Origin of the sequence: Spirillospora sp. NPDC047279, assembly GCF_040643285.1 — a bacterium.
Classification (GTDB): Bacteria; Actinomycetota; Actinomycetes; order Streptosporangiales; family Streptosporangiaceae; genus Spirillospora.
This window is the reverse complement of sequence record NZ_JBEYUA010000020.1, coordinates 73,730-94,818: the sequence shown is the minus strand read 5'-3', so window position 1 is coordinate 94,818 and position 21,089 is coordinate 73,730. Positions and strand designations below refer to the sequence as shown.

Genomic DNA, 21,089 nt, shown 5'->3' with positions numbered 1-21,089 from the left:
CCGTACTAGAGCGGCGTTCTAGATCAATTCCACCCTTTCCCGTGAGTGCCCGGGATGTCAACCGGCCGCCCGCCCCGGAGCCGGCCGGCCGGGATCAGCCCGCCGCCTCGGCGGCGCGCTGGGACCGGATCACCTTGCGCACGGCGTGCGGCGCCGGGCCGCTGCGCGCGGTCAGCTCGTCGATGCGGCGCCGGTGCCGCCGCCGGTCGGACTTGGGGAGCACCGTCTTGAGGTCGCCGGCCGCGGCCAGCGCGACCGCGGCGGCGTCCCAGCTGTTGGCGTGCGCGACCGGCCGGCCGCGCAGTGCCGAGGACGCGCCGCCCCACAGCGCCTTCACCACGCGCGGGTCGCGCACGGTGATCCGGGTCGAGGGGAAGACCCCGAGGACGCGCCGCGACTCGACGCGGATCCAGCCGTCGCGGGCGAGCTCCTCGCGCACGGTGCGCACGATGGCGCGGTGGTCCTTGCGCACCCAGTGTTGCCAGGAGTGCGGGCGCGAGCCGGAGATCTGGGTGAGCACGCCGTACGGGTCGGCGCCGTCGGTGTCGGTGTACGGCTTGTCGCCCCGCTCGGCCAGGCGCCCGTCGAGGTAGAGCTCGGTCAGGGCCGCGCCGCGCAGCACGTAGCCGAGCTGCGAGCGGGCCGTCAGCCGCTGCTTGTTGAGGTCGTACGCCAGCAGGAACATCCGGGCCGGCAGCGAATCGGGCACGTCGACCATGAGCTACTCCTCGTCCGCGTCCTCAGTGTCGATTGTCTCGGGCGGCCCGGCGGCCGCGGTATCGGGTGCCGCCTCGGGGCGCCGGGCGGACGGCGGATCGGGCGGGGCGTCCGGAGGGTCGTGCGTCGCGGCGCTCGGTCCGGCGTCCGGGGAGGCCTTGGCCGGCCGCCCGGGGCGCCGCATCCGTCCCGCGTCGCCGGGCATCCGGCCGGCGTCGGCCAGCGCCCGGCGGAGCAGGAACTCGATCTGGGCGTTGGTGCTGCGCAGCTCGTCCCCCGCCCACCGGGCCAGCGCGTCGTGGACGGCGGGATCGAGGCGCAGCAGGACCTTCTTGCGCTCGGAGGCCACGGACTACTGGTAGAGCGAACCGGCGTTGACCACGGGCTGCGCGTCCCGGTCGGCGCACAACACCACGAGCAGGTTGCTGACCATCGCGGCCTTGCGCTCCTCGTCGAGCTCGACCACGTTCTGCTCGTCCAGCCGTTCGAGGGCGGCGTGCACCATGCCCACCGCGCCCTCGACGATCTGCTTGCGGGCCGCCACCACCGCGCCCGCCTGCTGGCGGCGGAGCATCGACTGCGCGATCTCCGGCGCGTACGACAGGCTGGTGATGCGCGACTCGATGATGCTCACCCCGGCGGAGGCGACCCGGGCGGAGATCTCCTCCGAGAGCTGCCCGGTGATCTCGTCGGCGTTCTCGCGCAGCGAGACCCGCTCGGCCGAGTCGTAGGGGAAGCTGCCCGCGATGTGCCGGACGGCCGCCTCGGTCTGGAAGGCCACGAACTCCACGAAGTCGTCGACCTCGAAGATGGCCCGGGCGGTGTCCTGCACCTGCCACACCACGACCGCGGAGATCTCGATCGGGTTGCCGTCCAGGTCGTTGACCTTGGCCAGCCCGGTCTCGTGGTTGCGGATGCGGGTGGAGACCCGGCGCCGCTCGGTGATCGGGTTGACCCAGCGCAGCCCGGCGGTGCGGGCCGTGCCGACGTAGCCGGCGCCCACCAGCTGGAGCACCCGCGCCTCGTTCGGCGCCACCGGGGTCAGCCCCACGGCGATCACCCAGCCCGCCAGCTCGAGGACGACGCCGACCGTGATCAGCGTGACGCGCGCGGCACCGTCGCCCATCACACCCAGGATGATGATCCCGACCGCGCCGAGGATGAGGACCGCCGCGAGTCCCACCATGGGCCAGCCGCTCGTGTCGCGCGCGGGGCGCTCGGAGATCTGCGGGGCCGGCATGTCCACCTGGGCGGCGGGGTCGAGGTTCGGCTCGGTCATGGTGCCTCCTTCATGTATGGCTTCAAACTATCAAAGTGATATCACTTTTTCCATCTCGCCTTCCGCGCCCTCGTCCTCCTCGCCGTCGACGAGCTCGGGAATGACCTTGGGAACGTGCCGCAGCGTGAACAGCGCGGCGATCGCGATGGCCGCGGCGAACACGGCACTGCACGCGAGCGCGGCGTGCATGCCGTCCACGAACGCGACCCTGGCGGCGCCGGCGACCTGCTCGCCGAGCCGGGCCGGGAGCGAGGCCGCGACGTGCACGGCGCCCGCGAGCGAGTCGGCGGCGGCGTGCCGGGCGTCCGCGGGCAGGCCGGCGGGAAGCTCGACGGAGTCGCGGTAGACGGCGTTCAGGACGCTGCCGAGGACCGCCATGCCCAGCGCGGCGCCCAGCTCGTTCGCGGTCTCGGAGATCGCGGACGCGGCGCCGGACCGGCGCCTGGGCACCGACGCCAGCACGGTGTCGGCGGTGACCGTCATCGCCAGGCCCATCCCGACGCCCGAGAACACCATCAGCGGCACCATCGCCAGGTAGCCGGTGTCCAGCCCGACGGTCAGGTACCCGGCGAACGAGGCGGCCGAGATCAGCAGCCCCGCCGCCGCGACCCGGGCCCGGCCCAGCACGCCGATCAGCGGCGGGGCGAGCGCGGCGCCGCCGACCATCGCGCCCGCCGCGCCGGGCAGGCCCGCCAGACCCGCCTTCAGCGGCGACCAGCCGAGCGCGAGCTGGAAGAACAGCGAGAAGATCAGTGACTGCGCCACCAGGGCGAACATCGCGAACATGGTGGTGCTGACGGCGCCGGTGAACGCGCGGCGGCGGAAGAGCCGCACGTCGATCAGCGGTTCGGCCAGCCGGGTCTGCCGGACGCCGAACAACGCCAGCGCGACCGCCCCGGCCACCGCGGCCACCAGGACCTTCGGCTCGGCGACGCCGTGCACCGCCGCCTCCTTGATCGCGTACACCAGGCCGAGGATCCCGCCGATCGACAGCGGCACGCTGGGCAGGTCGAGCCGGCCGGGCACCAGCGTGCGCGACTCGGGCAGCACGACCACCCCGGCGGCCAGGGCCACGGCCATGATCGGGACGTTGATCATGAAGACCGCGCCCCACCAGAAGTGGTCGAGCAGCGCGCCGCTGACCACCGGGCCGAGCCCGACGGCCAGGCCGGCGATCCCGAAGAAGACGCCGACCACCGCCGTGCGCTCCTTGGGATCGGTGAACGCGCGGCGCAGCAGCGAGAGCGCGGACGGCATGAGGGTCGCCCCGGCCACGCCGAGCAGCGCCCGCGCCGCGATCAGCAGTTCGGCGGTCGGCGCGTAGGCGGTGAGCGCGGACGCGCCGGCGAACAGCACGGTGCCGATGAGCAGGAGCTTCTTGTGGCCGATCCGGTCCCCGACGCCGCCCATCGTGATCAGCAGGCCGGCGAGCACGAAACCGTAGGCGTCGGCGATCCAGAGGATCTGGGTGGACGAGGGGTTCAGGTCGGCGGTCAGGTGCGGGATCGCCTGGTTGAGCGCGGTCAGGTCGATGTTGGGGACGAGCGCGACCAGGACGCAGATCGCGAACGTGCCCCACTTGCGGGCTGGAGAGAGCGCCGGAGCGCCGGCCGAGGAGTTCATGCGGTCAGCGTGGAAGGGCCCGCTGACCGTCCGCGCACCGTCCGCTGACCGCCGCGCGCCGCCCCGGCCGGCGGGCGTCAGGCGCGGGCGAGCGCCAGCGCTTCTTCCCTGGTCAGCGCTGTGCCGCGCGCGTGGGCCCGCTCGAACGCCGCGCCGTCCATGGCCTCCCGGACCTCGGCGGTGACCCTGATGATGTCCGGAGCGTGCCCGGCGAACGGCCGGACGGCACCGGTCGCTCCGATGAGCGTGGCGGCGCGTTCGGCGTCCCCCTCGCGGAGCACGATCGCGGCCAGGCCCGCCACCACCTCGGCGACCGTCTGCCCGTAGACGTTCTCGAACTCGGAGTCGAGCGCGGCGAACAGGTGCGAGCGCGCCAGGGAGAGGTCGCCCTCGCCGAGCGCCACCCAGCCCAGGCCGAGGCGGGCGCGGGCCCCGGTCTCCGCGCTCCATCCCCAGTCGGACTCCGCGCCGCTCAGCCCCTCCTCGTAGAGGGCGCGCGCGGCTCCCGCGTCGCCGCCGAGCCGCACCACGTCGCCGAGGCCCGCCCGCGCCGCCCGGACCTTGCGCGGCGACCCGGCCCGGACGGCGATCTCGACCGCCCGTTCGTACTCGGCCCGCGCCGTCTCGGGGTCGTCGCGGCGCAGCAGGATCTCGGCGCGGCGGCAGAGCAGGTCGACCATGTCCTCGGGCACGCCCAGCTGCGCGACCAGCGCGTACGCCTCGTCGATCAGCTCCAGCGTGCGGCCGAGATCGCCGTGCAGTTCGGCGATCATGGCCAGCCCGTCGAGCGTGTTGGCGATGCCCCAGCGGTCGCCGAGCGCGCGGAACCGGACGAGCGACTCCTCGAACGCGGCGAGCGCCGGCTCGATCTCGCCGCTGAAGAGCTGCTGGTAGCCGTTGCTGAAGCCGTCCAGCGCGTGCATCCACGGGTCCGCGCTCAGCATCAGCTGCTGCCGCCGCTCGTCGATCTCCTCACGGCCGGGAATGGGATTGGACATCGCCCACAGGACCAGCAGGCTCACCCGGCGCGGCAGCGCGGTCATGGAGGTGTAGTCCATGATCCGATCGGCGGCCCGCTTGTAGTCGGCCGTCGCGTCGCCCAGCACGCCGCCCGCGCCCGCGTTGATCACGCAGAACACGTACTCCTCTTCCATCCCCTCCGGCGCCTCGGTGCCGTACCGCCGCAGCAGCTCGGCCGCCGGAGAGGCCAGCTCGCCCCGCACACCGCGCAGCCACCAGTACCAGGAGAGCGCGCTCACCAGGCGCATCGCGGTGTCCGGATCCTCCCGGACCCCCCAGCGCAGGGCCGCGCGCAGGTTGCCGTGCTCCCGGCCGAGCCGCGCCATCCACTCCAGCTGCCCGCCGGAGCGCAGCCGGGGCTCGGCGGTCTCGGCGAGGCCGAGGAAGTACGCGGCGTGCACCCGGCGCAGCCGGTCGTCCTCGCCCGCCTCGGCCAGCCGTTCGGCACCGAAGGCGCGGATGGTCTCCAGCATCCGGTACCGCCCGCCGCCGGCCTGCACGAGCGACTTGTCGGTGAGGCTCGCGAGGAGATCGTCCACCTCGTACGCGGGCATGCCGCAGACCTTCTCGGCCGCCTCCAGCGTGAAGCCGCCGGCGAAGACGGTCAGCCGCCGCGCCAGTGCCCGCTCGTCCTCCTCCAGGAGCTCCCAGCTCCACTCGACGACCGCGCGCAACGTCTGGTGCCGCGGCGCGGCGGTGCGGTCGCCGCGCGAGAGCAGCCGGAACCGGTCGCCCAGCCGGGCCGCGATCTCCTCGACCGGCAGCGAGCGCAGCCGCGCCGCCGCCAGCTCGACCGCCAGCGGCAGCCCGTCGAGAGCCGCGCAGATCCGCAGGACGGCGGGCAGCTCGGCCTCGGTGATCGCGAAGTCGGGCCGGACCGCCGCCGCGCGGTCATGGAAGAGCCGCACCGCCGGGAAACCGAGCGCGTCCGCCAGCGGCGCGCCCTCCGGCGGCAGCGCCAGCGGCGGCAGCGGCATGATCGACTCGCCGGTGATGCCGAACGCCTCCCGGCTGGTCACCAGAACGCGCAGCTCCGGGGCGGCGCTCAGCAGCCGGTGCGTCAGCCGCGCCGCGTCCGTCACGACCTGCTCGCAGTTGTCGAGGACGAGCAGCAGCCGCCGCCCGCTCAGCGCCCCGAGCAGCCGGTCGATCGGCTCCGCGCGTTCCCGCGGCCCCGCCTGCAGCCCGTGCTCGCGCACGCCCAGCGCGTTGAGCAGGGCCTGGGGCAGCTCCGCTCCCTGCACCACGGCCGACAGATCGACGAAGCACACCTCGCCCTGCTCGCGCGCGCCCGCCTCGATCGCCAGCCGGGTCTTGCCGGTGCCGCCGGGCCCCAGCAGCGTGACCAGCCGCCCGTCCGCCAGCAGCTTGCCGACCCGCCGGAGCTCCTCGTCCCGCCCGACGAACGTGGTGAGCTGCGCCGGCAACGCCGTCAGGGCCGCCGGGGCGGCGGCCTCGGGACGTTCCGCCTCGCCCCGCAGGATCGCCAGGTGCACTCCGGCCAGCTCGGCCGACGGATCGGCACCCAGCTCCTCGGCCAGCACCGCCCGCACGTCCTCGTAGACCGCCAGCGCCTCGGCCTGCCGCCCGGTCGCGTACAGCGCCCGCATCAGCAGCCCGCGCGCCCGCTCGCGCAGCGGATGCTCGGCGGCCAGCTCCCGCAGCGCGGTGATCGTGCCGTACTCGCCCAGCGCCAGCTCGGCCTCGGCCAGATCCTCGACGGCCCCGGCCCTCAGCTCCTCCAGCCGCGCCGCCCGGGCGCCGGCGAAGGGCACGTCGGCCAGGGCGGGCCCGCGCCACAACCCGGCCGCCTCCCGCAGCGCCCCGGCCGCGCCCGCGTGATCGCCGCGCCCGAGCGCCTGCCGCCCCTCCCGGGCCAGCCGCTCGAACCGGTGCGCGTCCACGTCCTCGGGATCGACCACCAGCCGGTAGCCCGCCGCGTGGCCCTCGACCAGATCGGCCGAGCCCAGCCCGCGCCGCAGCCGCGAGACCTGGGACTGGAGCGCGTTGGCGGCGCCCGCGGGCGGCTCCTCGCCGTAGAGCCCGTCGATCAGCCGCTCGTTGCCCACCAGCCGCCCGGCGTCCAGGAGCAACATCGCCAGCAGGGCCCGCACGCGGGGTCCGCCCACCGCCACGGGCTCCCCGTCCCGGCGCGCCTCCACCGGCCCCAGAATGCCGAACCGCATGGTCATGATTGTGGCGGACTCCACTAGCGTGAGGGAAACCCACGCCTTGGAGGACGCCCATGTCCGAGATCGAGACCGTCCAGGACTTCCTCTCCGCGCTCGAGGCCCTCGACATCGACCACGCGCTCACCTACGCCGCGCCCGGGATCGTCTACCAGAACGTCCCGCTGCCGCCCGCGCGCGGCATCAAGGCCGTCGAGAAGACGCTGCGCGCCATGGGCCGCTACGGCAGCGGGTTCGAGGCCCGCATCCACAACATCGCCGCCAACGGGCCGGTCGTGCTGACCGAGCGCACCGACGTCCTGGTCGCCGGTGCCTGGCGGGCCGAGTTCTGGGTGTGCGGCACCTTCGAGGTCCACGACGGCAAGATCACCCTGTGGCGCGACTACTTCGACTGGGCCACCTTCCTCGCCGCCTCCGCCCGCGGCGCCGTCACCGCCCTCCTCGGCAAGGTCCGCTGACCCCGCCCACCCCGCCCACCCCCGGAACGCATCGTCTGGCGGCGTCATCCGGCGGAGTCAGGCGGGGTGCCCTCCAGGAGGTCGTCGAGGAGGGGGGCGAGGGGTTCGGCGGCGGCGCGGCGGGCGCGTTCGGCGGCGTCGTGGCAGGAGGTCGAGACGATGGCCCAGATCCGGTCGTCGAGCCGCTTCATCTGGCGGAAGCCCGCCAGCGGGGAACGCGTCTCGTTCCAGATCCGCTGCGCGGCGCCGGTCAGGCGGGCGGCCTCCTCCGGCCGGCCGCGCTCCGCGGCGATCCACGAGAGCAGCGCGAGGCCCAGGCCGATGCCGACCCGGTCGCCGAGCGGGCGCTTCAGCCGCAGGCTGCGCAGCACGGCCCGCTCCGCGGCGCGGCCGTCGCCCAGGCGCCACAGGCTGACCCCGTAGGAGTAGAGGGTGGCCGAGGTCCGCCAGTGGTCGGAGGTCGTCGCGGACACGTCCAGCGCGGTGTCGCACAGCACGAACGCCAGCCGCAGGTCCTGGGCGCCGCTCTCGGTGCCGGGGTCGGCGGACAGGGCGTGGCAGAGCGCGAGCTGGTGGAGGCACGTGACGATGCCCGGAGTGTCGCCCAGCGCGCGGTGGCCGGCCAGCGCCTCCTCGTACAGCGGGACGGCGACGGCGCGGTCGCCGCGGCGCAGCGCGATCTCCGCGGAGAACTGCAGCGCCTGGGTGCCGGCGCGCTCGTCGTCGAGCCGGTCGGCGAGGGCGCAGCACTCCTCCAGCGACAGCAGCGCCGACGTCTGGTCGCCCTGGAGGCCGGCGAGCCAGCCGTGCACCCACAACGCCCGGGTGCGCAGCGCGCTCGGCGCCGTCTCCAGCGTGAGGCCGCGCGACAACCACGTCCGGCCCTCGGTGACGAAGCCCCGGATGCCCCAGTGCGGCCACAGGGCGGTGGCGAGGGCCAGCCCGCCGCGCGCCTCGCCCGGCTCGCTGAAGGCGAACTCCAGGGCCGAGCGCAGGTCGCGATGGTGGAGTTCCATCCGGTCGAACCGTTCGGCCTGGTCCTTGTCGTACCAGAGGTCGCCGTCGTCGACCGCGACGCGGCGGTGGTGGTCGAGATGGCGCCGCCGGACGCCGCGCCGGTCGTCCAGCGAGGCGAGACGTTCGAGGCCGTAGCGCCGGACCGTGTCGAACATGCGGTACCGCGCGCCGCCCTCGCCGGCCTCCTCCTCGTCCGGGGCGCGCTCGGCGACCAGGATCGACGTGCGCACCAGGCGGCCCAGCAGCTCGAGGATCTCGTCGGGCGCCAGCTCGTCGTCGGCGCACACCGCGACGGCCGCGGCCAGGTCGAACGTTCCGGCGAAGACCGACAGGCGGGCCCACAGCAGGCGCTCGGCGGGCTCGCACAGCTCGTGGCTCCAGCCGATCGAGGACCGCATGCTGCGGTGCCGCATCGGCCGGACCTCGTGCTCGCTGGTCAGCAGCTCGAACGGGTCGCCGGTCATCGAGGCCAGGTCGTCGAGCGACCGCCGCCGGAGCCGGCCCGCCGCCAGCTCGACCGCCAGCGGGATGCCGTCCAGGCGCACGCAGAGGCCGCGCGCGATGTGCTCCGCGGTGCCGGACAGGCCGAGGTCCGGGGAGGTCCTGGCGGCGCGCGCCCGGAAGAGGGCGAGCGCCTCGTCCTCGTCGAGCGGCGGGATCACCAGGATGTGCTCGCCGGGCACGCGGAGCGGGCACCGGCTGGTGGCGAGCACGCGCACGCCGGGCGCGGCGCGCAGCAACCCGCGGACGAACACCGCGCAGGCCTCGGCGAGGTGCTCGCAGCCGTCGAGCACCAGGAGGAGCCGCTGGTCGGCCATGACCTGGCGCAGGACGGTCTCGTCGGGGACGTCGCCGGGGCGCCGGACGAACCCGAGGGCGGTGAGGACGGAGGGGAGGAGCAGCGCCGGGTCCTGGACGGCGGACAGATCGATGATCCGCACCCCGTCGGCGAAGCCGCTCCTGCCCTTCACGCACCGGTCGGCCGCGTACCGCGCCAGGTGGGACTTGCCGATGCCGCCGAGCCCGGTCAGCGTCACCAGCCGCGCGGCGGCCAGCAGCCGGTCGATCTTGATCAGCTCGCGGTCGCGGCCGACGAGGATCGCCTCCGCCGCGGGCGGCCCGGCCGCCGGTGCGCCGGCCGCCACGTCCGGGGGAGCGTCTCCGGCGGCGGCCTCGGACGGGGACGGCGTCGCGAGCGCGTCCGCCGGCGGCCCGAGCAGCCGGGCCACGAGCAGGGTGACGTCGTCGGAGCGTTCCCCGGCTCCGGATGCCGCTCCCGCGTGCAGCTCGGCGAGCAGACCGTCGCAGGTCAGGTCGAGCGTCCCGGCCGGGCGGCCGAGGCGGTCGGCGATGGCCCGGAATCCGTCCTCGATGTCGAGGTGCCCGGTCTCGACCAGCCCGTCGGAGTAGAGGACCAGCAGGCTGCCGTCCGGCGTGTCGACCGTGCACGGCTCGAACGGGACGCCGCCCACGCCGATGGGCACGCCGGCGGCGCCGGTGACGAACTCGCACCTGCCCTCGCCGGTGACCAGCGCCGGCGGAACGTGCCCCGCGTTGGCGATCTGGCACCGCCGGAACTCGGGGTCGTAGACCGCGTACACGCACGTGACCAGCAGGCCCTGGTAACGCTCGTACTCCGCGGCGAGCCGCCGGATGAGCCGGTCGAACCGCAGCAGCAGCACCTCCGGCGCCGGGTCGAGCGAGGCCAGCGTGCGCACCATGGCCTTGCACTGGCTCATCCGGAGCGCGGCCTCGGGCCCGTGCCCGGCGACGTCGCCGATCACCAGCGCGGTCCGCCCGCCCGGCAGCGGGATGACGTCGAACCAGTCGCCGCCGAGCCGGCCGGTGGCGCTGGTCTGGTCGGGGAGGTAGCGGTAGCGCAGGTCGAGGCCGGGGGCGCGGATGGGCAGCTCGGGGCCGGCCTCGGTCCAGAGCCGGTGCGCCAGCGGGTGCTCGTCCTCGCTGAGGAGCCCGTTGGCGATGTCGTCGGCCGTCCAGGAGACGAGCGCCTCCAGCGCGGCCAGGTCGTCGGGGCGGTGCGCGGGCCGGTCGGGCTCGGTGACGAGGAGCACGTCGCCGAGCAGCGCTCCGCCGCTGCGCAGCGGGAGCAGCAGCGCCGAGCGGCCGCGCAGCGGGCCGGCGAGCCCGGGCACGCCGAGCTGGACGGAGAGGAACCCGGCGGTCGGCCCGTCCAGGTCGTGGATGTGGACGGTCTCGCCGCGCGCCAGCGCGGCCGGCACCGGATCGGCGGTCTCCCACCCGGCGGTCAGGTCTCCCGCCAGCAACGCGGCGAGGCGATGCCCGGCCGCCTCCGTCGCCGCGGACGCGGCCGTCCGCAGCACCGGCCGCCGCGGCTCGCGCGCCGCGGCACGGAAATCGAACAGGTGCACCACGGCCAGATCGGCGAAGCGCGGCACGATCGCCGCGGCGAGCCGGCGCGCGGCCCGCTCGGGGTCGCCGGCCGGCGCGACCGGCGGGGCCGGCTCCGCGGGCCGGTCGCCGGTGCGCGGTTCAGCGCCGGGGGACGGCGCGGTGTCGCGGGATTCCTCTCGGGGCATCGACTACTCCGCGAGCCCGGCGGGGGCCGGCTCAGGAGCCTCCCGGACCCGATGGGCCGGCGTCGAGGGCGAAGCCGACGCCGGACGTGAAGTCCAGCTTGCCGCCGTCCCGGAACGCGCTCTGGTAGACGTCTTCACCCAGCATCTCCCTGACCTTGACCTCACACTGCCGCCGTCTCGCCGAGAGTTCGGGGGAGCCGAGCTGCGGCAGGCCGAAGCTGTGCCACAGCCGATCCGAGAAACCGAGCAGCCGGGCCGCGCGGTCGCCGTCGCCGGCCGCGGCCGTGGCCGCGGCCAGCAGGTCCAGCGCCAGCGCCGAGCTCAGCCGGTCGGGCAGCCGCTCCTTGAACCGCAGCGACTCCTGGCCGTACCAGACCGCCGCCGTGACGTCGCCGCGGCTCAGCTCGGCCAGGCCCCGCATGTAGTCGGCCACCGAACGCACCCAGCGCTCCCCGTAGCCGTCGCATCTCTCCCGGCACTCCTCCAGGAGGGCGACCGCCCGGTCGCCCTCGCCCCGCATCGCCCGCACCATGCCCTGCATGGCCAGCGTGAGCAGCAGGCCCATGCCGTCCTCGCCGTCCTCCTCGTGCAGCCTGGCGGCCTCTTCCAGCAGCTCCACCGAACGTTCGTGCTCGCCCTTGAGCATCGCGATCGAGCCGGAGAGATAGGCGATGTGCGCGCGCGTGGTGACGTCGCCCTGCTCGACGGCGAACGGCCTGCACCGTTCGAGGAGCCCGGACGCGGTGGCCAGGTCGCCCTGGGCGGTGGCGATCCGGGCGCACTCGCGCAGCGCCTTGGTCAGCCCGGGGCCCGCCGGGGGATCGACGGCGAGGACCCGGTCGAGGTAGTGCCTGCCCTCGGGGATCATCCCGCTGGTCACCCAGAAGAAGTAGAGGTCGCTCGCCATCCTCAGCGCGGCGCCGTGCTCCTCCGGCTCGGACAGGCTGAAGTCGAGCGCGGCGCGCAGGTCGGCGTGGACGGCGTTCATCCGGTGGCACCACTCGACCTGGCCCGGCCCGCACCAGGACGCGGCGCAGCGCCGGGCCAGCACCAGGTAGTGGTCGCGGTGCCGGCGGTGGAACGCCCGGTGCACGCCGAGGATCTTCAGCCACTCCTCGCCGTACTCGCGCAGCGTGTCGAGCAGCCGGTAGCGCACCGGGGCGCCGGGCTCCCGCAGCAGCACGGACTTGTCGGCGAGCCCGTCGAGCAGCGCGGGGATCTCGTCGCAGGGCAGCCGGCCGTCGGCGCACACGGACTGGACGGTGGCGGCGTCGACCGGGCCGGCGAAGACCGACATGCGGGCCCAGAGCAGGCGTTCGAGCGGGTCGCACAGCTCGTGGCTCCAGCCGATCGCCGCGCGCAGCGTCTCGTGCCGCCGCGTGTCGTGCGGCAACGTCTCGTACGCCTGCTCCTGGCGGCGCGATCCGGCTCCCGAGCCGCCCGACAGCAGGTCGAGCCGCTGGTCCAGCTGCCGCACCACCTGCGCCACCGGCATCACCAGCAGCCACACCGCGGCGAGTTCGAGCGCCAGCGGGAGGCCGTCCAGCCGCCGGCACAGCCGCATCACCGCGTCCCGGTTGCCGGCGGTGAGCGCGAACGCGGAGTCGGCCGCCGCCGCCCGTTCGGTGAACAGCACCACCGAGTCGCAGCGCGCGTCGTCGTCGTGCGGGGCGTCCGGGTCGGGGACCGACATCGGCGGCACGGCGAACACCTGCTCGCCCGCGACCTCCAGCGGACGCCGGCTGGTCACCAGGAAACGCACGCCGGGGCAGTCGGCGAGCAGCAGCTCGATCAGCATCGCCACGCCGTCGACCATGTGCTCGCAGGTGTCCAGCACCAGCAGGAGGCGCCGGTCGGACAGGAACGCCGTCAGCGCGTCGATCGGCGGCCGGGCGGTCTGGTCCTGCAGGCCGACCGCGTGCGCGACGGCATGGACGAGTAGACGGGTGTCGCGAATGCCCGACAGCTCGACCAGGCACACCCCGTCGGGAAAGTCGCGAGCCGCCTCCGTGGCCGCGCGCAATGCGGTCCGGGTCTTGCCGACGCCGCCGAGCCCGGACACCGTGACCACGCGCGATGTCGCCAGCAACCGCCCGATTTCGTCGAGTTCACGGCGCCGTCCAACAAAGCTCGATATTTCGGCGGGGAGATTACCTCGCCCACCGCCTGATTGATCGGTGATTTCGGTCATCGTGCTGCTCCCGTGTCGTCCCGCGTCCGCCTGCACGGTCGAGACTCCATGAGCGTAACCCCTGGGAGCCCTGCGGTCTCGTTCAATCGCCAATACAATGCGCGCTTCTCGTTGGAGCGTTCCCAGCTCCCAAATCACTACAAATAGGATGCCTCACATAAAGGCTCGGGAGCACCACTAAGATCGCCTGAATCCGCGCTATATTTCAGCCTCCCCCGAGATCGGGTGACCGGCAATTCAGATACCGGGGAGCATCCTTATGCGTCACCATCCCATGCATTCGACGATCGCCGGGCTCGCGCCGTTCGTGATCGCCCTGTCCCTCGCCGCCGCCCCCCGGACGGCCCACGCCGCGCCCGCGTCCCACGCCGTGCCCGCGTCCCACGCCGCGCCCGCGTCGCCTCGTGCGATCGCCGCGCCCGCGGTGCCCGCGACGGCCACGGGCGGGTGCACGAACGTCACCGTCCCCGTGGCCCTCGGGCCCGGCCGGCCCGACGACCACGTGATCTCCGGGACGTTGTGCACGCCCGAGTCCTACGCGGGCGGGGTCAAGCGCGTGGACCTGCTCGCCCACGGCGGCACGTACGACCGCACCTACTGGGACTGGCCCCAGGATCCCGGCCGGTACTCCTTCGTCGACAAGACCACGGCGGAGGGCCGCGCGACGTTCGCCTACGACCGGCTCGGCGCCGGCGGCGGCAGCCGCCCGCTCAGCACCGCCCTCTCCGTCCCGGCCGACGCCCACGTCATGCACCGGCTCGTCCAGTGGCTGCGCGGCGGCGACTTCGACGAGGTCACGGTCATCGGCCACTCGCTCGGCTCGGCCGTGGCGATCACCGAGGCCGCGGTCTACGACGACGCCGACCGGCTCGTGGTGACCGGCGTCGTGCACCCGCCGGGGTTGTCCGCGGGCGCGGCGCTGGTGTTCGGCAGCTTCTACCCCGCGGTCCTCGACCCGAAGTTCGCCGGCCGGCTCCTCGATCCCGGCTACTTCACCACCGTGCCGGGCACCCGCGGCATCGCGTTCTACCACCTGCCGGCGGCCGACCCCGCGGTGATCGCCGCCGACGAGAAGCGCAAGGCGCTGATGTCGGAGACCGAGCTGGCCGAGGCCGCGGTCCGGATCGTCGCCGCGGCCGCCCTCAACGAGACCGCCCGGGTCCGCAAGCCCGTCATGGTGGTCGTCGGCGCGCACGACCAGGTCTTCTGCGGCCTGCTGCTCGACTGCACGCGCGAGGGCGCCGTCCAGGCCAACGAGGCGCCCTACTACCCGCAGGCGCCGAGCCTCACCGCCCGCGCGATCCCCGGCACCGGCCACTCGGTCGCCCTGCACCCCTCGGCCGGTGCGTCGTTCCAGCTCATCGACCAGTGGATCAAGAGCCACTGATCGGTCCGGACCACGCAGGGGCCGCCCTCGCGCGGAGCGCGGCCCCTGCGTGCCCGCCACACGCCCCGCGGCCGGTGGTGCCGCAGATGGCCATGGGACTAATCGATCATGGCGGGTGATCTCGGGCGGGTGTCGAAATCAGTGGTGGCCGTTCGTGTGAGAAGGGGAGGATCCTGTCCGGAGAGAGGAAGATCAGATGTCGTTCACCGAAGAAGAGATCGCCTACCTGAGGTCGCGTTCGTTCGGCCGCCTGGCCACGGTCACCGCGGACGGGCAGCCCGACGCCGTCCCGGTCGCGCTGGAGTACGACGGGACCGCCTTCTGGGTGGGCGGCGGCGAGACCACCCTCACAACGCGCAAGGTCCGCAACGTCGGCGCGGGCAACACCAAGGTGGCCCTGGTCGTCGACGACGTGGTGTCGATGGAGCCGTTCATCGCCCGCGGCATCCGCGTCTACGGCGTCGCCGAGCCGCCGGTCGAGCGGACCGGCATGGTCGGCCCCGGCTTCTACATGCGGATCAGCCCGACCGTGTCGTGGAGCTGGAACATGGCGGGCGAGCCGGCCGGGGAGACCTGGTACGAGTCCCGCCGCGCCGATCACTGAGCCCGCCGTCAAGACGATCTCGACCCGGAGACGTGCGGTCAGTAAGCTCGCGCGCCGTGAGAGTCAACGCTGGATTCATCCTGTTCTTCCTGGGCGGCCTCGCCGCCCTGGTCGCCGGCGTCATCGCCACGTCGAGCGCCTACAACAAATGCCCCGGGCCGGGTGACCGCACGGTGTCCGCCCAGTGCGCGCTGGACGCGCGGGCCCAGTCGTTCTCGGGTCTCAGCGTCTCGCTCGGCGGCGTCGGCCTGATGATCGCCTCGGTCGGCTTCCAGCTGGGCAGCCTGGTCGCCCCGCGCCACGCCCCGACGCCGGTCGCCTTCCCCGCGTCCCCCGCCGCGGGCCCGCCCCACCCCGGACCGCCGCAGCAGCCCCCGTACCCCCAGCCCCGCTGAGCCTGAACGCACTCGCCGCGCGCCTCCGTACCCCAGGGCGGAGATGCCCGTTCTCTACAGTCGTGCGGCGGGACCGGCCGGCGTGGGGAGGCTGCGATGGTGATGGTCCGGTGGGCGGCGGCAGGTTCGTGCCTGGCGCTGACGTCGGTCGCCGTCTTCGCGCCCGCCGCCCGCGCCAGCGCGCCCGCGTGCGACCCGCCGCGCGGCTTCCGCGGCGCGGTCGGCGAGTCATGGGCGCAGAAGCGGCTGGCGTTCACCCAGGTCTGGCCGCTGACGCGCGGCAAGGGCGTCACGGTCGCCGTCGTCGACAGCGGCGCCGAGGAGGACCACCCGATGCTCGCCGGGCGCATCGCGCGGTACACCGACCTGACCCGCACCGGGCGCGCCGACTGCGTCGGCCACGGGACGGGCGTGGCGGCGCTGATCGGCGGGCGCGACCTGAGCGACCGGCGGATCCCGCTCACCGGCGTCGCCCCCGCCAGCACGCTCGTCGTGGTCAAGCAGCAGAACGACGACAGCGACCAGGCGGGCGGTGACCGGCTCCCGGCCGCGATCCAGGCGGCGGTGGCCGCCGGCGCCGAGGTCGTCAACATCTCCATCAGCACCGGTCACTCGCCCCGGCTCGAGGCCGCCGTCAGGTTCGCCGTCGCCAGCGACGCCGTCGTCGTCGCGGCGGCCGGCAACGCCAGGAAGGCGGACGGGAACGACGGCCCGGCCTATCCGGCGAGCTACCCCGGCGTGATCTCGGTGGCGTCGCTCGGGCCGGACGGGGCGCGGGCGGAGACGTCCGGGCTCGGTTCGAAGGTCGACCTCGCGGCTCCCGGCGAGGGCGTCCCCACCGCCTGGACGCGCGGCGGCTTCAACCTCCAGGCGCGGGGGACGAGCTTCGCCACCGCGTACGTCTCGGGCGTCGCGGCACTGGTCAGGGCGCGCCACCCGGGGCTGAACGCGCGGCAGGTCGCCCACCGGATCACGGCGACGGCGGACGGCAACGCCGGCGACGGCACCGGGCAGGGCATGGTCAACCCGACGCAGGCCGTGACCGCCGTGCTCCCCGAGGAGCGCACCGCCGCCGCGGTCCCGCCGGCCGCGGCGGGGCCGGTCCGGTTCGAGGCGGCGGAGCGCACCGACGACCGCACCCGCACGGTGGCGGTCGCCGTCACGGGCGGCGCGCTCGGCGTGGCCGCGCTGGCGGCGGTGTGCGGCATCGTGTTCCCGCTGGGCCGGCGGCGCGGCTGGCGTCCCGGCCGCGCGGAGCCGCACCGCGAACGACCCGACGAGACCACCGAGGTCGTCCGCACCGAAGGCGGCCTCATAGGCCGCTGACCGGCCCCGAGGGACCGGCCACGTGGTCTCCTGCTGGGTGGCCCTGCCACGCGGTGTCCCGCTGGGCGGCCCCGCCACGTGGTCTCCTGCTGGGTGGCCCTGCCACGCGGTGTCCCGCTGGGCGGCCCCGCCACGCGGACTCCTGCTGGGCGGCCCCGCCACGCGGACTCTTGATGGCCGACCCGTCAGGCGGTCTTCCGGTGGGCGGGCCGGTCAGGCGGGCTGCTGGTGGGCGGGCTCGCCGTAGGCGGTCTGGATCAGCCGCGCGCCGCCGCGGCGTTCGGTGAACGTGCCGCGGCCCGGCGGCAGCGGGGAGGGGCGCACCTCGCCGAACAGCGGGCCCTCCTCGGCGCTGCCCGACATGATCAGCGCCGGGGTCGCCATGTCCTTGAGCTGCTGGACGACCGGGTCGAACAGCGCCCGGCTCACGCCGCCCATGGCGCGGGACAACACGAGGTGGACGCCGATGTCGCGGGCCTGGGGGAGGAGCCCCACCAGCGGCAGCAGCGGGTTGGACGCGGTGGCGACCAGGTCGTAGTCCTCGACGAAGAGGAAGACGTCGCTGCCCTTCCACCACGAACGGTTGCGCAGCTGCTCGGCGGTGAGGTCGGCGGGCGGCAGCCGGTCGTTCAGCGCGTCGACCAGGTTGTCCACCAGCTCCGCGGCGGCGGTCGAGGACGCGGCGTAGCCGACGCGGTGGTCGGTGTCGGCCGTGTCGAGCAGCGAACGCCGGTAGTCGATGAAGATCAGCCGCGCCTCGCCGGGCGTGTGCCGGGCGACGATGCCGTCGGCGATCCGGCGCAGCAGGTTCGACTTGCCGCTCTCGGTGTCGCCGACGACCACGAAATGCGGATCGGCCTGGAAGTCGAGCACGACGGGCGCGAGCGCGTTCTCGTCGATGCCGATCGGCACCCGCCAGCGCTGCGGGGGCACGGACGCCAGGGCCGACACCGGCAGCAGGCCGGGCAGCAGCCGTACGGGCGGCGCCTTCGGCCCCCGCCACGCCTCGTCCACCGCGGTGACCAGCGCGGCGACGCCGTCGGCGAGGTCGTCGGTGGTGCCGCGCCCGTCGATGCGGGGCAGTGCGGCCAGGAAGTGCAGCCCGTCGCGGGTCAGGCCGCGGCCGGGCCGCCCCTTCGGCACGTTCTCCGCCAGCCGCCGGTCGATCTCCGATTCGTAGGAGTCGCCGAGCCGCAGCTCCAGGCGGGTGCCGAAGACGTCGCGGATGCCCATCCTGAACTCCGACCACTTGCCGGCGGTCGCCACGACGTGCACGCCGTAGCCGAGCCCGCGCGCCGCCAGGTCGGTGACGGTCTCCTCGAGCTGCTCGTACTCCTGCCGCAGCGTCGTCCAGCCGTCCACCACCAGGAAGACGTCGCCGAAACCGTCGCCCGGCACCGTGCCGGCCGCCCGCATCCGCCGGTAGGTGGCGATGGAGTCGATGCCGCGCTCGGTGAACTCGCGTTCGCGCCGGTCGAGGAGCGTGGAGACCTCGGCGACCGTGCGCCGCACCCGGTCGGCGTCCAGCCGGCTCGCCACGCCGCCGACGTGCGGGAGCCCCGCGAACGCGCTCAGCGTCCCGCCGCCGAAGTCCAGGCAGTAGACCTGCACCTCCTCCGGCGTGTGCAGCAGCGCCAGCGACGCGATCATCGAGCGCAACATCGTCGACTTGCCGGTCTGCGGCGCCCCGGCGATGCCGACATGGCCCGCCGCGGCCGACAGGTCGATCCAGAACGGGTCGCGGCGCTGGTCGAACGGCCGATCGATGATCCCGACGACGGCGGAGAGCGTGCCTCGCCCCTCCCACCCGGCGGAGGTCAGCCCGTGCCGCGGCGACACCGACAGCGGCGGCACCAGCCGGTCGACCGTCGGCGGGACGTCCAGCGGAGGCAGCCAGATCTGGTGCGCGGCGGGCCCGTTGCCGGCGAGCCGGGCGATGACGACGCTGAACAGGCTCTCCCCGGATTCGCGCTCGGCCGGGGCGGGCCTCCGCTCGGGCTGCCGGACGTACTGCGGCTGGATGTAGCCGACGCCGTACGGGAGGATCCGGCGCTGCGCCACCGGTCCGTGCTCGGCCGCCGCCCGCCGTTCCGCGTGCACCGGCCCCGACACGTACGCGGCCTTGAACCGCACCATGCCGGAGACGTCGACCTTCAGGTAGCCGTTGCCGGGCGCGGACGGCAGCTCGTAGGCGTCCGGCACGCCCAGCACCACGCGCGACTCCATCGCCGAGAACGTGCGCAGGCCGATGCGGTACGACAGGTGCGTGTCGAGGCCCCGCATCCTGCCCTCCTCCAGGCGTTGCGAGGCCAGCAGCAGATGGACGCCCAGCGACCGGCCGAGCCGTCCGATCATCACGAACAGCTCGGCGAACTCCGGCTTGGCCGACAGCAGCTCGGAGAACTCGTCCAGCACCACGAAGAGCGTCGGCATCGGCGCGAGCCGCGCGCCCTGCTCGCGCGCCTTCTCGTAGTCGCGCAGCGAGACGTGGTTGCCGGCGGCGCGCAGCAGCTCCTGCCGCCGGATCATCTCGCCGTGCAGCGCGTCGTACATGCGGTCGACGAGCGGCAGCTCGTCCTCGAGGTTGGTGATGACGGCGGAGACGTGCTGGAGCCGGTCGAGGCCGAGGAACGTCGCGCCGCCCTTGAAGTCGACGAGCACGAAGTTGAGCGTCTCGGAGGAGTGCGTCATCGCCAGCCCGAGCACCAGCGTGCGCAGCAGCTCGGACTTGCCGGAGCCGGTCGCGCCGATGAGCAGCCCGTGCGGGCCCATGCCGCCCTGCGCCGACTCCTTGATGTCCAGCTCGACCGGGCGCCCGTCGGCGTCGACCCCGATCGGGACGCGCAGCCGGTTGCGCGGCGCCCTCGGCTGCCAGCTCGCGCGCAGGTCGATGGCCTCCGGGCCGCGCAGGCCCAGCAGCGAGGTCAGCGTCAGGTCGGCGGCCAGCACGTTCTGCTCGGGCTCCTCCGGCGCGCCGGCGCGCAGTGGCGCCAGCCGCATCGCGAGCCCCTCGGCCTGGACGCAGGACAGGGCGTCGGGGCGGCCCAGGGGAGTGGCGACGTCCTTGCCGGTACGGTCGCGCTCCAGCATCTCCAGGCCGTCCGCCGCCACGTTCAGCCGCAACATCGTGGCGTCCGCCGTCGGCGTCACCGACCCGCTGAGGTCGATCACGCACACGCCCTTGATGCCGTCCGCGCCGAGCTGCGAGTCGGCGGTCACGGTGCCGCCGTCCACGATCACCACGTGGTACGGCAGGTCCTGCGGTCCGACGCCCGCGCTGAACCGCGGCCGGTCCTTGATCTCGTCGCCGAGCAGTTCCTCCAGCGCGGTCAGCGTGCCGGTCAGGAGCCGCACGGGCCCCGCCGCGTCGTGCCGGCTCGGGTGCAGGCAGTGCGGCAGCCACTTGGCCCACTGCCACTCGGGCAGACGCTCCGGCGACGCGCAGATCGAGATGCGCAGGTCGTCGGGCGTGTGGAAGGCCGCCAACTGCGCGACCATCGCCCGCGCCATCGCCCGCGCCGCGTTCGGCTCGGTCGCGGTCGCGGTCGCGGTCGGGCTCGGGCTCGTGGTCACGATGCGCGCGAACGCGGGCAGTGACACCGACACCGGCAGGTCGGGAACGGTCGAGTGCGCGCGCAGGAACCGCCGCAGCGCCCCCGCGCACATCGGCTCCAGATCCTCGATCGGCCTGGTCTCCGGAACGACGAGCTCCAGCGCCAGCCGCTGCCGTCCCAGCCCGATCCGCACATGCCCGAAGTCGTCGTCGGCCGCGCGGCGTTCCCAGAGCCGGTGGCTCATCACCATCGACCACAACGTCCGGGGGCTGGGGCCGGTCCACTCCAGCGCCTCGCGTTGCTGCCGGGCGGCCGTGCGCACCCGTGTCCGGATCTGGTCGAGGTAGCGGTAGTAGTCGCGCCGCGCGCCGTTCAGCTGCTGCTTGCGTTCGCCCGCGCTGTGGCCCATGTGCCCGAAGCCCATGCCGACCATCGACAGCACGAACAGCCCGCTCGCCACCCACATGATCGGGTTGCCGCCACCGGCCCCGCCCGCGCCGCCCATGAACATCAGCCCCATGGCCGCGCCGCTGGCCGCCATGGGCAGGTACATCAGCGCGTTCGCGAATCCCTGCTTGATGGTCTCGGGGACCTCCGGGGGAGGTTCCAGCATGATCTCGCCCTCCGGCAGCTGCGGAGGCGGCCGGCGCTCCGGGCGACGTACGAGAACGATGCTCACCGTTCTGGCCTTTCGGAATGGAAACCGATCACCATGACCGGCGGTCAACGGCGGGTCATCTTAGTGATCGCATATCTCCGCGGAAGGTGGTA

The 21,089-nt window shown here is 74.3% G+C and carries 12 protein-coding genes and 1 pseudogene; 5 read left to right on the top strand and 8 right to left on the bottom strand.

All coding sequences use genetic code 11. From position 1 onward, the window contains the following. Positions 1 to 94 precede the first annotated feature (94 nt). The 5 genes and pseudogenes from ABZ810_RS38940 to ABZ810_RS38920 all read right to left on the bottom strand — a co-directional run bounded on the left by ABZ810_RS38940 (position 95) and on the right by ABZ810_RS38920 (position 6,825). Entirely contained in the window at positions 95 to 718 is a 624-nt protein-coding gene (locus tag ABZ810_RS38940; RefSeq protein WP_358411933.1) for a GPP34 family phosphoprotein, read from the bottom strand. A 156-nt stretch (positions 719 to 874) separates the two neighbouring features. After that, positions 875 to 1,066 (bottom strand): annotated as a pseudogene (locus tag ABZ810_RS38935) (hypothetical protein); the annotation flags it as partial. A gap of 3 nt (positions 1,067 to 1,069) precedes the next feature. Continuing rightward, positions 1,070 to 1,996, bottom strand: a complete 927-nt coding sequence (locus tag ABZ810_RS38930; RefSeq protein WP_358411932.1) for an SPFH domain-containing protein — start codon at positions 1,994 to 1,996, stop codon at positions 1,070 to 1,072. A 30-nt stretch (positions 1,997 to 2,026) separates the two neighbouring features. Then, entirely contained in the window at positions 2,027 to 3,619 is a 1,593-nt protein-coding gene (locus tag ABZ810_RS38925) for an MFS transporter (RefSeq protein WP_358411931.1), read from the bottom strand. Between the two features lie 77 nt (positions 3,620 to 3,696). Beyond that, the gene (locus ABZ810_RS38920; RefSeq protein WP_358411930.1) at positions 3,697 to 6,825 is read right to left on the bottom strand and encodes a BTAD domain-containing putative transcriptional regulator; all 3,129 of its coding nucleotides are present in this window, start codon (positions 6,823 to 6,825) and stop codon (positions 3,697 to 3,699) included. A 59-nt stretch (positions 6,826 to 6,884) separates the two neighbouring features. Here ABZ810_RS38920 and ABZ810_RS38915 point away from each other — a divergent pair, with 59 nt between their 5' ends. Next, positions 6,885 to 7,286: a limonene-1,2-epoxide hydrolase family protein gene (locus ABZ810_RS38915; protein ID WP_358411929.1), complete on the top strand. Its 402-nt coding sequence runs from the start codon at positions 6,885 to 6,887 to the stop codon at positions 7,284 to 7,286. A gap of 44 nt (positions 7,287 to 7,330) precedes the next feature. Here the strand turns inward: ABZ810_RS38915 and ABZ810_RS38910 are convergent, their stop codons facing one another. Together ABZ810_RS38910 and ABZ810_RS38905 are read right to left on the bottom strand one after the other, a co-directional pair. After that, the gene (locus ABZ810_RS38910) at positions 7,331 to 10,861 is read right to left on the bottom strand and encodes a SpoIIE family protein phosphatase (RefSeq protein ID WP_358411928.1); all 3,531 of its coding nucleotides are present in this window, start codon (positions 10,859 to 10,861) and stop codon (positions 7,331 to 7,333) included. Between the two features lie 31 nt (positions 10,862 to 10,892). Next, positions 10,893 to 12,950, bottom strand: coding sequence for a LuxR family transcriptional regulator (locus ABZ810_RS38905; RefSeq protein ID WP_358411927.1), 2,058 nt, complete (start codon positions 12,948 to 12,950; stop codon positions 10,893 to 10,895). A 376-nt stretch (positions 12,951 to 13,326) separates the two neighbouring features. Between ABZ810_RS38905 and ABZ810_RS38900 the strand changes: the two genes are divergently transcribed. The 4 genes from ABZ810_RS38900 (at position 13,327) to ABZ810_RS38885 (ending at position 16,764) form a co-directional block, all read left to right on the top strand. Next, complete coding sequence (locus ABZ810_RS38900) at positions 13,327 to 14,439, top strand: alpha/beta hydrolase (protein ID WP_358411926.1); 1,113 nt, start codon at positions 13,327 to 13,329, stop codon at positions 14,437 to 14,439. A gap of 196 nt (positions 14,440 to 14,635) precedes the next feature. Beyond that, positions 14,636 to 15,043, top strand: coding sequence for a PPOX class F420-dependent oxidoreductase (locus tag ABZ810_RS38895; protein ID WP_358411925.1), 408 nt, complete (start codon positions 14,636 to 14,638; stop codon positions 15,041 to 15,043). A 56-nt stretch (positions 15,044 to 15,099) separates the two neighbouring features. Beyond that, positions 15,100 to 15,438 carry a hypothetical protein gene (locus ABZ810_RS38890; protein ID WP_358411924.1) on the top strand — a complete coding sequence of 113 codons (339 nt, stop codon included), beginning with the start codon at positions 15,100 to 15,102 and terminating at the stop codon, positions 15,436 to 15,438. Positions 15,439 to 15,534: 96 nt separating this feature from the next. Next, positions 15,535 to 16,764 (top strand): S8 family serine peptidase, encoded by a 1,230-nt coding sequence (locus ABZ810_RS38885; RefSeq protein ID WP_358411923.1) that lies wholly within the window; start codon positions 15,535 to 15,537, stop codon positions 16,762 to 16,764. Positions 16,765 to 16,977: 213 nt separating this feature from the next. On the opposite strand, the gene eccCa is transcribed toward ABZ810_RS38885, so the two are convergent. Continuing rightward, entirely contained in the window at positions 16,978 to 20,997 is a 4,020-nt protein-coding gene (gene eccCa, locus ABZ810_RS38880; protein ID WP_358411922.1) for a type VII secretion protein EccCa, read from the bottom strand. Positions 20,998 to 21,089 lie beyond the last annotated feature (92 nt).

Bases quoted from the DNA above. Each gene is read 5' to 3' on its own strand.
- ABZ810_RS38915 (WP_358411929.1), top strand. From the start codon at position 6,885: ATGTCCGAGATCGAGACCGTCCAGGACTTCCTCTCCGCGCTCGAGGCC.
- ABZ810_RS38895 (WP_358411925.1), top strand. From the start codon at position 14,636: ATGTCGTTCACCGAAGAAGAGATCGCCTACCTGAGGTCGCGTTCGTTC.
- ABZ810_RS38900 (WP_358411926.1), top strand. From the start codon at position 13,327: ATGCATTCGACGATCGCCGGGCTCGCGCCGTTCGTGATCGCCCTGTCC.
- ABZ810_RS38885 (WP_358411923.1), top strand. From the start codon at position 15,535: ATGGTGATGGTCCGGTGGGCGGCGGCAGGTTCGTGCCTGGCGCTGACG.
- ABZ810_RS38910 (WP_358411928.1), bottom strand. From the start codon at position 10,861: ATGCCCCGAGAGGAATCCCGCGACACCGCGCCGTCCCCCGGCGCTGAA.
- ABZ810_RS38920 (WP_358411930.1), bottom strand. From the start codon at position 6,825: ATGCGGTTCGGCATTCTGGGGCCGGTGGAGGCGCGCCGGGACGGGGAG.
- ABZ810_RS38940 (WP_358411933.1), bottom strand. From the start codon at position 718: ATGGTCGACGTGCCCGATTCGCTGCCGGCCCGGATGTTCCTGCTGGCG.
- ABZ810_RS38930 (WP_358411932.1), bottom strand. From the start codon at position 1,996: ATGACCGAGCCGAACCTCGACCCCGCCGCCCAGGTGGACATGCCGGCC.
- ABZ810_RS38925 (WP_358411931.1), bottom strand. From the start codon at position 3,619: ATGAACTCCTCGGCCGGCGCTCCGGCGCTCTCTCCAGCCCGCAAGTGG.